Origin of the sequence: Streptomyces coryli (genome assembly GCF_011044975.1) — a bacterium.
Lineage (GTDB): Bacteria > Actinomycetota > Actinomycetes > Streptomycetales > Streptomycetaceae > Streptomyces > Streptomyces coryli.
The window spans coordinates 94,731-106,098 of the sequence record NZ_JAAKZV010000002.1; the positions used below are offsets into that span (position 1 = coordinate 94,731).

General features: G+C 71.3%; 10 protein-coding genes. 3 read left to right on the plus strand and 7 right to left on the minus strand.

All coding sequences use genetic code 11. From position 1 onward, the window contains the following. Positions 1-72: 72 nt before the first annotated feature. Entirely contained in the window at positions 73-966 is an 894-nt protein-coding gene (locus G5C51_RS01225; protein ID WP_165230038.1) for a helix-turn-helix domain-containing protein, read from the minus strand. A gap of 82 nt (positions 967-1,048) precedes the next feature. On the opposite strand from G5C51_RS01225, the gene G5C51_RS01230 reads away from it, so the two are divergent. Next, positions 1,049-1,942: a phytanoyl-CoA dioxygenase family protein gene (locus tag G5C51_RS01230; RefSeq protein ID WP_165230041.1), complete on the plus strand. Its 894-nt coding sequence runs from the start codon at positions 1,049-1,051 to the stop codon at positions 1,940-1,942. Here G5C51_RS01230 and G5C51_RS01235 read toward each other — a convergent pair. The 4 genes from G5C51_RS01235 to G5C51_RS01250 form a co-directional block, all read right to left on the minus strand. Further along, a complete protein-coding gene (locus G5C51_RS01235; RefSeq protein WP_165230044.1) occupies positions 1,935-2,774 on the minus strand; it encodes a carbohydrate ABC transporter permease in 840 nt (279 codons plus the stop codon). The two genes, G5C51_RS01230 and G5C51_RS01235, sit on opposite strands and share 8 nt — an antisense overlap. A gap of 20 nt (positions 2,775-2,794) precedes the next feature. Next, positions 2,795-3,769: a carbohydrate ABC transporter permease gene (locus tag G5C51_RS01240; RefSeq protein WP_165230047.1), complete on the minus strand. Its 975-nt coding sequence runs from the start codon at positions 3,767-3,769 to the stop codon at positions 2,795-2,797. Then, a complete protein-coding gene (locus G5C51_RS01245; protein ID WP_165230050.1) occupies positions 3,769-5,079 on the minus strand; it encodes an ABC transporter substrate-binding protein in 1,311 nt (436 codons plus the stop codon). Before G5C51_RS01245 ends, G5C51_RS01240 begins: the two co-directional genes overlap by 1 nt. Before the next feature lie 146 nt (positions 5,080-5,225). Beyond that, a complete protein-coding gene (locus tag G5C51_RS01250) occupies positions 5,226-6,047 on the minus strand; it encodes an AraC family transcriptional regulator (RefSeq protein WP_165230053.1) in 822 nt (273 codons plus the stop codon). An 89-nt stretch (positions 6,048-6,136) separates the two neighbouring features. Between G5C51_RS01250 and G5C51_RS01255 the strand changes: the two genes are divergently transcribed. Both G5C51_RS01255 and G5C51_RS01260 read left to right on the plus strand, forming a co-directional pair. Then, positions 6,137-6,907, plus strand: coding sequence for a phytanoyl-CoA dioxygenase family protein (locus tag G5C51_RS01255; protein WP_165230056.1), 771 nt, complete (start codon positions 6,137-6,139; stop codon positions 6,905-6,907). A 19-nt stretch (positions 6,908-6,926) separates the two neighbouring features. Continuing rightward, the gene (locus G5C51_RS01260; RefSeq protein WP_165230059.1) at positions 6,927-7,853 is read left to right on the plus strand and encodes a helix-turn-helix domain-containing protein; all 927 of its coding nucleotides are present in this window, start codon (positions 6,927-6,929) and stop codon (positions 7,851-7,853) included. Here G5C51_RS01260 and G5C51_RS01265 read toward each other — a convergent pair. Further along, the gene (locus G5C51_RS01265; RefSeq protein ID WP_165230062.1) at positions 7,841-9,490 is read right to left on the minus strand and encodes an alkaline phosphatase D family protein; all 1,650 of its coding nucleotides are present in this window, start codon (positions 9,488-9,490) and stop codon (positions 7,841-7,843) included. The genes G5C51_RS01260 and G5C51_RS01265 overlap by 13 nt on opposite strands. A gap of 689 nt (positions 9,491-10,179) precedes the next feature. Then, on the minus strand, positions 10,180-11,217 hold the full coding sequence (locus tag G5C51_RS01270; protein WP_165230064.1) for a LacI family DNA-binding transcriptional regulator: 1,038 nt from the start codon (positions 11,215-11,217) through the stop codon (positions 10,180-10,182). Between the last annotated feature and the right edge of the window lie 151 nt (positions 11,218-11,368).

Consider the following 11,368-nt stretch of genomic DNA (forward strand, 5'->3'; position numbering starts at 1 on the left):
TCCACGCTCGCAGCCGCCGCCTTTGCGCGGCCATGGTCGTCAGCGGCGACTTCATGCACTCAACCGTGGCGCTCAGCCGTCCTGCCTGCCGTCCTGCCTGGTGTGCCGGTACGCCCCCGGGCTGCGGCCGCACACCCGGCGGAAGGCGGCGTAGCAGCTGCTGAGCGAGCCGAATCCGGCGTCTGCCGCGATGGCCGCGATGGTGCGGTCCGTGGTCAGCAGCAGCCGCTGTGCTTCGGCCACCCGGCATTGGGTGAGGTATTCCAGGACGGTGGTGCCGGTGGCCGCGCGGAACACCGCCATCGCGTGGTGGGGGTGCAGGTGGACCGAGGCGGCGGCGTCCGCCACCCGGACCGGCTCATGGCAGTGGGTGGCGAGGTAGGCCGCCATGCGGGCGGCGGCAGGGCCGGCACGGGCACCGTCGGCGTCAGCATCGGAAGCGCCGGCGTCGGAAGCCCCGGTGCCAGCGGCTGCGTCGGCGGTGTCGGTGGCGGCCGGCAGGCCTTCGTATGCCAGCCGGCGCACGCAGGCCTCGATCTCCAGCAGCGCGATCGCCCGCGGCTCGGGGTGGCCCGCGGCCAGGTCGTCCTCCCACCGCGCGAGTTGCCCGCCCGGGATCGAGGGCGCCGGCGCGATCAGCGGACGGCCGCCGAGCAGCCGGGCGCGGGCGGCGGCGGGCAGCCGCCAGCGCAGGCAGGTGCCGAGCGGCAGCGTCAGCCAGTGCAGGGAGGTCCCCGGCGAGGCCGCCGTCAGCTGGTGCGGCGTGATCCCCCAGAAGGCCGCCATGCCGCCGTCGGGCACGGTGACGTGGGTGCCGCCGAAGAGGTACGTGAGGAAGCCGCCGGCGGCGAAGTTGAGCTCGATGTCGTCGTGCCGGTGCGCGCGGGCCATCAGCTTCGGGGCGCCGTGCCAGCAGCGCAGCCCGTGCCGGCCGGCGGCGAGCACGCCGCGCTCAACGGGCGGCATGCGCACCGGCACCCGAGGATCCGCGAAGCAGTGGCGACGATGACGGATGCCGCACCCGGGCCCGGCTTCGTAGCGTCGAAGCATGACCCCCGTGCAGCCAGGACACCTCACCGATGAGCAGATCGCGGCCTTCGACCGCGACGGCTACCTCGTCCTCCGCGACCGCATCCCGCCCTCCCTGCTCGCCCGCCTGCAGGCCGCCGCCGACGGCTGGATCGCCGCCGGCCGCGGCCGGGACGGCGAGCCCGACTACGAGTTCGCCGACCGGCCCGCAGGGCGGGCGCTCTTCCGCGTCGACTACCTCCATGCCAAGGGCGACCCGGCCTCCCTCGAACTGCTCGGTTCCCCGGCGCTGCTGGGCATTGCCGAGAGCCTGGCCGGACCCGACTTCGTGCCGACGTACGAGTCGCTGGTCTTCAAGGACCGCGGCGACGGCGCCCCGATCGCCTGGCACCAGGACGCCGTGCACCCGCGCGCGCACCGCATCTTCAACTGCGGCGTCTACCTCGACCCCTCCCGCGCCGGCGCCGGCGCCCTGCGCGTGCTGCCCGGCTCCCAGCGCGGGCCCGCTGACATCTGCGCGCTCACCGACGCGCACGGCTGGGAGCCGTCCGGCGTCGTCGAGGTGGAGCTGGCGCCCGGGGATGTGCTGCTGCACGATGTGATGCTCGTCCACGGCTCCCCTCCGGTGCGCGGCAACGCGCTGCGCCGCACGCTCTACTTCGAGTTCCGGCCGGCTGAGCAGATCCTCGCCGAAGGCCCGTGGGATCTGGACTGGGTCCGCCGCCGGATGCGGCTGCTGCCACCCGCGCTGGCCCGGCACCACCGGGCGCACCCGGACGTGACCCCGTTCGCCTGGCGGGCGGGCGACCAACTACGGCCGGCCGGCGAGGCCGTGGCCGAGGCCGAGCATCTGCGGGTGGCCCACGAGGTGCACACCCCGGGCACGCACTGCAGCGCCGGCGGCGTCACTTGAGGCCGGCCCTGGTGAGCGCCTGGATGAAGCGCTTCTGCAGCAGCAGGAAGAGCAGGATGACCGGGACCAGGGACGACACCGAACCGGCCATCGCCAGGCCGGCGGAGAGCCCGCCGCTCTCGTCCGCGAAGTTCGTCAGGCCGATGGGGATGGTGTAGTTGGAGTCGGTGGTCAGCAGCACCAGCGGGCTCTCGTAGTCGTTCCAGGACCACACGAAGGCCAGGATGCCCAGCGCCGCCAGCACCGGCCGGGCGAGCGGCAGATAGACGTTCCAGTAGATCCGCCACTCGCTCGCCCCGTCGATCCGGGCCGCCTCGCGGAGCTCCGGGGGCAGGCCGGTGAAGTACTGGCGCATCAGGAAGGTCCCGATGACCGTGAACATCCCCGGCAGGATCAGCGCCAGCAGGGTGTCGTAGATGCCCAGCTGCTGGAAGTACATGAACCGCGGCACCAGCAGCAGCTGGAACGGGATCAGCGCGGTCGCCAGATAGAGCAGGAAGACTTTGTCGCGGCCGCGGAAGCTCAGCCGCGCGAACGCATAGCCGGCCATGGACGCGGTGAGCAGCTCGCCGAACACCCGGGCGGCCGCGACGACCACGGAGTTGAGGAAGTAGCGGGCGATGGAGTGCTCGCCGGTCCACACCTCGGCGTAGTTCGACCACTGGAAGGTGTCCGGGATCCACTGGATCGGCAGGTCGAAGACGTCGATGTTCCGTTTGAGCGAGGTGGAGATCATCCACGCGAACGGCGCCAGGAACAGCAGCGCCAGGGACCAGAGCAGCACCGCCCAGCCGAACCGGCGCAGCGCGGAGGTCGTCGTCAGCGAGGTCATGGGATACGGCCCTCTTTCCTTCAGTCGTCGTAGAGAGCGCGGCCCTTTTGAAAGCGCCAGAACGAGAGGGTGAGCACGAGCACGCACACAAAGGTCAGCAGCCCGGCGGCCGAGGCGTAGCCGAACCGGTAGTACTCGAAGCCGCTCTGGTAGATGAACGCCGGCAGCACCCTCGTCGAGTCGCCGGGGCCGCCCTGCGTGATCAGCACGACCAGGCCGAAGCTCTGCGAGACGCTGATGACCAGGGTGACGAAGACGAAGGTGGTTGTCGGCACCAGCGCCGGCCAGGTGATGGTGGTGAACCGCCGCCACGGCCCGGCCCCGTCGATGGCCGCCGCCTCGTACAGGTCGGTGGGCAGGTCCTGCAGCGCGGCCAGGTAGATCACCGCGGCGTAGCCCACCCCGCCCCACACCGCCATGATCATGAAGGCGGGCAGGGCCCAGTCCGAGGAGGCGAACCAGGCCGGCGGGTCGTCGATCCCCACCGACCGCAGCACCTCGTTGACCATGCCGGAGGAGGGGTTGAGCAGGAGCAGCCAGGTCATGCCGATGGCGACCTGGTTGACGATGTAGGGGAGGAAGAAGATGGTGCGCAGCGCCGCCCGGCCGGGCACCGGCCGGTTGAGGGCGATGGCGAGGCCGAGGCCGAACAGCACGCTGAGCGGGACGCTGACGCCGGTGTAGATGCCGGTGAGCTTGAAGCTGTGCCAGAAGCGGTCGTCGCTCAGCAGCTCGGTGAAGTTGGCCAGGCCGGTGAACCGCACGCCGCCGAGCCCGGAGACCACGTCCCAGTCGGTGAAGGCGATCAGTACCGCCGCCACCACCGGGATCAGCGTGAAGAGCAGCATTCCGACCAGGTTCGGGGCGATGAACCACCAGCCGGCCGTGCCGTCGGTGTGGCGGGCGCGCCGGGGACGGCCCGGTCGGCCGGCGCGGGGCGCGGGTGCATCCCGCCGCCGCGCCGCGGCCGTGGCGGGCGCCGGTGCCGCAGCCATCAGCTGTCCTTCGCGATGGCCTGGTCGGCGCGCTTCTTCAGGGTGGTCACCCAGTCGTCCACCGACGTCTCGCCGAGCAGCATCTTGGCGCGGCTCTCCATGAACGCCTTGTACACGCCCGCGTAGCCGGTCGCGACGGTGTCGACGGGTATCCGGGTGTCCTTGTCCAGCAGCACCCGGCGCACCGACTCGACGTCGTAGACCTTCTCCCGGTCCTTGCCGAGCAGTTCCTTCATGATCGTCTCGTCGTCGATGCCGTCGAGCAGGTACGGCACCCGGCCGCCCTTGATCATCGGAACGGAGCCGTCCGGGATCATCCAGAAGCGCGCCAGGTCCCAGGCGGCTTCCTTGTGACGGGTCTTGGGGTTGATGCAGATGTCGTTGCCGATGAATCCCGGATTCCAGTACTTCTCGCCAGGCACCCGCGGCATCGGCAGGGCGGAGACCTTGAAGTCGCGGGGGAACTCCTTGGTGTCGCTGATGTAGCGGGTGTTGAAGGTGCTGGCGATCCACAGGCCGACCTTGCCCTGCAGAAATGGGGTGTGCTGGTAGACGTCCAGCTTCTGCGCCACCACCTCCTCGTACGGGAAGGCGATCTTCTTGTCCAGCGCGTCCCGCCAGGCCCGGCCGTACTCCCGGTAGGCCGGGTCGGCGAAGCGGGACTTCCGGCCGCCTCTGGCGTAGTAGTTGTCGGCGCCCAGGGTGATCCGCGGGGTGTCCGGGTAGAAGAGCATCCCGTAGCGGTTCTTGCCGGCGATCGCCTCCGCCGCCTTGGTGAAGTCGTCGATGGTCCACTTCTCCGGGATGGTGACCCCGGCCTCGGCCAGCAGATCCTGGTTGACGAAGACGAGGTGCGGGTCGCGCGCGCACACCAGGCTGTGCAGCTTCCCGTCGAACCACACCGCCTCCGAGCGCTCCGGGTCGGCCAGCGAGGTGAAGGCCTGGTCCTTCTGCACCCGGTCGGTGAGGTCCGCGGCGAGGCCCGACTTCACCCGCTGGGCGAGGTATTGCAGCCCGTACGAGAAGTACACGTCGATCGGGGCGCCGCCCTGCAGCGCGGTGTCCAGCTTGACGTTGCCCTGCGGGTCGTTGACGTAGCGGTGGTACTTCACCTTCAGCTTCGGGTGCTTCTTCTCGAAGGCCGCGATGACGTCGTTGGGGCCGTTCTCCGGCGGTACGCCGCCCCACATGTTCAGGGTCGTGCCGCCGCCCGGGGTCTTGGGTCCGCAGGCGGACAGCGCGGTGCCCGCGGCGGTGGCGGCTAGGCCGGTCAGCACGCCGCGTCGGCTCGGCCAGGTGTGGGAGTGCATAAGATCAACCCTTCTGTGGCGATCCGTCCCCCGCCGTCCCGCGGGCTTGGGTCACAATCGCACCGTGACCGGGAGCGGAACATGCCCGAGGTCGGGTTTTCTTTGCACTCAACCGTCCATCAGCGGCGGGAAGCGGCCCGATGGGTTTACTGGCGGGCCCGGTAGCGGCGCGGCGACATCCCCATCACGGCCTTGAACTGCCGGCTGAAGAGGAAGACGTCCGGATACCCGAACTCCGCCGCCACCTCCGCGATCGAGTCCGGCACCTCGTCCAGCCGCAGCGCCGCCTGATGGATCCGGCGGCGCACCAGCCACACCTTGGGAGGCACCCCGAAGGTCTGCCGGAAGCGCCGGGTGAAGTACTCCGGCGAAAGACCCACCACCCGGGCCAGCTCCTCGGGCCGCACCCGCCGGGTGATCCGCCGGTCCGCGTACTGCTCCAGCAGCCGGCGCTGCGCGATGTCCATCCGCCGGCCGCTGCCGCGCTGTTCGCCCGCCAGCCGGAAGATTCCCGTGAAGAGGACCAGCAGCAGGGCGGGCAGCCGCTGGTCGCGGTACGGGGCGCTGGCGGCGAGCTCGGCGATCAGCATGTCGAAGGTGGCCCGCAGCTCCCAGGCGTCCGGCAGTACGAGCACGGCATCCGGATCGCCCGGGCCGGTCGCGGCCTCATCCTGCAGCCGGTTGAGCCGGAACCGGTACACGGTGATCGGCTGCCGCGGGTCCGCGGCCCGCAGGTCGAAGGGCACCCCGGGGCGCAGCCACATCAGGGAGCCGGGATCGAGCCGGATCCGCTCCTCGCCCGCCGTGCCCTCGCAGGATCCGGTGACCACGAGATAGACCAAGTGCTCCGGCAGTCCGCGGGGAAAGACCACCGACCACGGACGCACCACGGGCTCGTATGCGAACAAGCCGAAGTCGGCTCCCTGCGCCAGCCGTTCGAGCCAGGCCGCCTGCTGCTGCCGATCCATGCCACCCCTGCCGCAGCACCGATTGGGTGCAAAGGTTAGCCGGGCGTGGCCATGGCTCACAACGGTGCCGACTGGGACGGTTGCTGTCCATGGAGACCAACGCCCCGGAGACCGGCGCCCCGGCGCTCACCCGCGATGAAGTGGGCCGCTTCCACCGGTCCGGCTACCTCGGTCCGTACGCCGCCTGCACGCCCGCCGAGATGGCGGAGCTGCGCGAGCGCATCGATCTGGAGGTGCTGCCCGCCCCTGGCCCCAACCCCGGCAATCCGCTGCAGGCGCGCCATCTCGACCGCCACCTGGTCCACGACCTGGCGACCCGCCCCGCAGTGCTCGGCAGGCTGCGCGGCCTCCTCGGAGACGACATCGTGCTGTGGACCACGTACTTCTTCAACAAGGAGCCGGGCGCGCTGGAGCTGCCCTGGCACCAGGACGTCAACTTCTGGCCCATCGAGCCGCCGCTGAACGTGTCCATCTGGATGGCCGTCGACCACGTCACCACCGAGAACTCCTGCGTCCAGCTCATCCCCGGCTCGCACCGCACGGTCATCCCGCACCTGCCGTCCCGCCCCGGCATGTCCTTCGCCGAGGAGGCGGACCCGGCGCTGGTGGAGGCGGACAAGGCCGTGGACATGGAGCTGGCGCCCGGCGAGTTCTTCATCTTCAACGAGCGCATGCTGCACCGCTCGGCGCCGAACCACTCCACCCGCCGCCGCCTGGGCTTCTCGGCCCGCTACACGCTGCCCCAGGTCAGCATCCTGGACCAGGACTCCGCGCCGCTGTTCCCCGGGCACGCCTGTGTGCTGGTCAGCGGCAGCGACGCGATGGGCCTGAACCGCATGACCGAGCCCCCGGCCCGCTGAGCCGTTGGCGTCGCCGACGATGGCTGACCCTTTCGCTGCGGAACAGCGTTGGCTGGAGGGCCTGTTACGGGCCGTCCACGACCCGCTCGGCGGGGCGGGCGGCCCGTGCACGTACGGCCGCCTCGCCCCGGCCGGGCCGCTGTGGCGCCCGGCCGGGGAGTCGGCGCACCTGCTGTGCCTGGTCGTGGCGGGTTCCCTGACCGGGGAGGTGGCCGGCCTGCCGGTGCTGCTCAGCCCCGGCCGGGCGCTGTGGGTGCCGCCGGGCACCGACTGCACGCTGCGCGCCGCGACGTCGGCGGGGGCCACGGCGCCCGCGGCCTACCGGATCGGCTTCTGTGCTGCAACTGTTGAAGCCTTGGCCGCCGCGGACTGCCCGCGCCAGGCGCACCCGTTCCTGCTCGCCGAGAACGCCTGGGAGCTGCGCCCGCTGCTCGACGCGCTGGTCCGCGACCTGGACACCCGGGCGCCGCTGGCGCTGCTGCGTTCCCGGTCGCTGCTGGTCGCCGCGCTGGCGACGCTGCTGCGCGGCGCGGACCGGGAGCCCGCGGCGGCCGGGACCGTACCCGGCCGGCCGGCGCCGCTGACGGCCCGGCAGCGCGCGGCACTCGAGGCGTACGCCGACGCCCACCCGGCCGCACGGCCGTCGGTGCGCGAGCTCGCGGTGGCGGCCGGACTGTCCGAGGCCGAGTTCCGGCGGCGGTTCAGGGCGGCGTACCGGCTCTCGGCGCGCAGCTGGCTGCTGCGCCGCCGGATCCACGCGGCGGCGCGGATGCTGGACGAGGCGGACCGGACCAGCGTCGGCGCGGTCGCGGGGCGGTTCGGGTACACGGACGTCTTCCTCTTCAGCCGCCAGTTCAAGGCGGTGCTGGGCATGTCGCCGCGGGCGTGGCGGGAGCGGGCGCGGCGCGCCCCCGCCCCCGCCCCCGCCGGCCGTCAGGCCGAGTGAATGTGCGGGTCACCGTTCTCGACGGCGAACTTCTTCAGCGTGTAGACCGGGTCGTCGGGACTGGTCACCTTGTCCACGCCCTTGTAGTAGACCTTCATACGGTCGGCGGTCAGGTCGGTGATCACGTAACCGCAGTGCAGATCGGCCCACTTCATCTGCGGGTTGACCCGTCTGCGGACCTGCCGGGCCTCGTTCGCCGCCGGGTTGAAGTCCTGGGCGCTGGTGATGGACAGGCTGGTGAATTCGACGCCGAGCGGGGCGGACTCCGGCACGTCCAGGTCCGACGGCAGCTCGGAGACGTAGCCGCAGTGCACATCGCCGGTGAGGACGACGAAGTTCTTCAGGTCCCCGCCGGTGCGGGCGGCCCGTACGGCGTCGAAGAGGCGCTGCTGGGAGGCCCGGTAGCCGTCCCAGTTGTGCGCGGAATAGGTGGGCGCCGCGGTCGTGGAGCTGGCGGTGTTGGTGAGGGCCATCAGGACGCCCTGCGGGACGATGTTCCAGCGGGCCGGGGTGGCGGTGAGCCCGTCGCGGAGCCACCGCTCCTGCGCGTCCCCGAGGATGCTGCGGGCCGGGTCGCGGCGGGCGGGGGAGTCCGGGATGGTGTTCGGGGTGAGTGCGGCCGACCGGTACTGCCGGGCGTCGGCCATGTCGAACTGCGCGAGGCCGCCCCAGCGCAGCCGCCGGTACAGCCGGGCGTCGGGTCCGCTGGGCCGCTGCGGCAGCCGCAGCGGCATGTGCTCCCAGAAGGCCCGGTACGCGGCGGCCTGGCGCAGCAACTGCGCCTCGGTAGTGGCCTGGTAGTCGTCCCACACCTCGTGGTCGTCCCACATCACCGCCCAGGGCACGTGCCGGTGCGCGGCGATCACCTCGGGCTGGCTGTTGTAGAGCGCGTAGCGCAGCCGGTACTGGTCGAGGGTGGTGGTCTCGACGGCCAGCTCCGCCGGAAGCCCTGCGGGTATCTGCCGTCCCGGGTTGATCTGTTGGACCGGGTACTCGTAGAGGTAGTCGCCGAGGAAGAAGACCATGTCCAGTTCGTGCGCACCGATATCGGCCATCGTCTGGAAGTAGCCGGCCCGGTAGTTCATGCAGGAGGCGAAGGCGTAACGCATCGCCGGCATCGTCCCGGCGGCCGGCGCCGTGCGGGTACGGGCCGGTTCGCTGAGGTGCCCGCCGGCGGAGAACCGGTACCAGTAGGCGGTACCCGGCCGCAGCCCCCGGACGTCGGCGTGCACGGAGTACGCGTACTCCGCCACCGCCTCCTCGCTCCCGGACGCGACCACGCGCCGGAAGCCCTCGTCGGTCGCCACCTGCCACTTCACCTCGACCGCGAGCCCGGGGACCATCCCGGCCAGCGGGGCGAGCGGCTCCGGCGCGAGGCGGGTCCACAGCACCACGGAGTCGGTGGTGGGATCCCCGGAGGCGACCCCCATCCGGAAGGGATAGTCGAAGGCGGCGCGGCCACGGTCAGCGGCAAAGGCCGCAGTGGCCGGCAGCTGCAGCGCGAACGCCAGCCCGGCGGCGCCACCGCCCATCGCGAGCAGGAAGCGTCTTCGGTCGTGGGCGGCGAGGGAGGACAGCGACCGCCGGAATCGGGCGTCGCGTGCGGCATGACCCGGCTCTGTACGCGAGATCGGCATCGCGCCAACGTAGAGCGGCAGCGGCCGGGGGTACATGGACCGAATCCACGAGACATGACCTTTGCACGACGCAAGCGCGACTGCGATGACGAGCAGAAGCCGACTCCTCCGCCCCAGTGAGCGATTCGGCGGGCCGCCCTAGCGCTTGCGGGCCACGCCTCCGTACACCGAGACCTGCGCGTCCGTCACCGTCTGAGCCGTGCCGACCGCGACCGGGTCCGGCCGCGGGCGCGGGAGGGACGAGACGCCCGGGGCGATGAGGTCGAGGCCAGGGGTCCACGAGCGGCGTGCTCGACCTCGGAGCGATCGACCGGAGAACGACAGAAGGGCCCTCACAGGTGTTGACCTGCGAAGACCCTTCGGAATGTCGGGACGGCGGGATTTGAACCCACGACCCCTTGACCTCCAGCTCAGGTGCCCCTGAGCGGCGTGCTCCGGTCCTTCCTCGAGGTCGGCAACCAGCGTACTCAGCCGAGTAAAGGAGTCGAGTGAACCCGGAGGGACCCCGGGTTCACACCTCGCCGAAGGTGAAGATCCCGTCCAGCCGGTCCGCTACCAGTGCGGTGGCGACCGGTGCCTCCCGGCCGCCCCGGGTGTCGATCCGCACCAGCCGCCGCGCGAGGTCCGTCGCACCGCGCCAGGCGTCCGCGCGTTCATCGGGGTGCTCCCGGGGGTGTGGTGAGTCGTCGTCATATGCGGTGCTGGGGCGCTGGTGCGGCCCGGGTGCTGTCGCGCACCACCAGGGTCGGCACGAGTGCGATATGCGCGTGCGGACCGCGCTCGGCATCCTTGGCCAGGCTCGCCGCGGCCAGCAGCCGCACCGCCTCCGCGGCGATCCGGTCGCGGGGCTGATGGACTGTGGTCAGGGCCGGTTCGGCCAGCCGGGAGAACTCGATGTCGTCGTATCCGGTCACCTGCACCTGCCGGGGCACCGAGAAACCGTGGGCCCGGCAGGCGCGGGTGGCCCCGAGCGCGATGAGGTCATCGGCGCATACGAGCGCGTCCGGAAGGCCGCCCTCCGCGATCAGCCGGGCCACGGCCTCCTCGCCCCACTCGACGCTGTAGTCCCCGAGTAGCACCTCGTGCGGTTTCACCTCGATGTTCAGCTCCTCGGCACGCCGCCGGAACCCGGCGAACCGCTGCTCAGTGGAGGAGTGGGTCATCAGCGAGCCGATGTAGGCCGCGGACCGCGCCCCGCCGTCGTGGAGGTGGTCCATGACCTGCCGCATCGCCGCGACGTCGTCGACGCCGACCCAGTCGGTGGTGGTGCCGTCGACGAATCGGTCGAGCTGGACGAGCGGCAGCTGCTCCGCGGTCTGCTGTACGGCGGGCCGGCTGTCGACGCCATGGCTCGGGCTGACGATGATGCCGTCGACGTTGCGCGCGGCGAGCGAGGCCAGCCGGCGCGCCTCGATCCGCGGGTCGGAGCGCGCGTCGCACAGGAACAGCTCCTTGCCCTCCTTCCCCAGGGCGTGTTCCACGCTCTCTACCAGGGAGGTGAAGAACGGGTTGGTGATGCTGGGCACGACCATCCCCACGGTGTCGGTGCGGCTGTTGCGCAGCGACCTGGCGATGACATTGACCTGATAGCCCAGGTCGTCGGCGGCGCGGCGGACCTTGCGTTCGACCGCGGCCGAGAACTGGCCCCGCCCGGAGAGCACCCGCGACACGGTGGCGGTGGAGACACCGGCCCGCTCGGCGACCTGAGCGATCGTGACCCGCTGCAATCGATTGCCTTCCTGCCCGGAAACATGGCGGTCACCTGGCTCAAATACCGATGTGACCTGACGTGTTTCATCAGCATAGAGCCTTGACACGGCTGCTGACCCTTGCCTACGGTCCTCCGCAGTTCAACTGTAATCGATTGCGTAAAGGTGG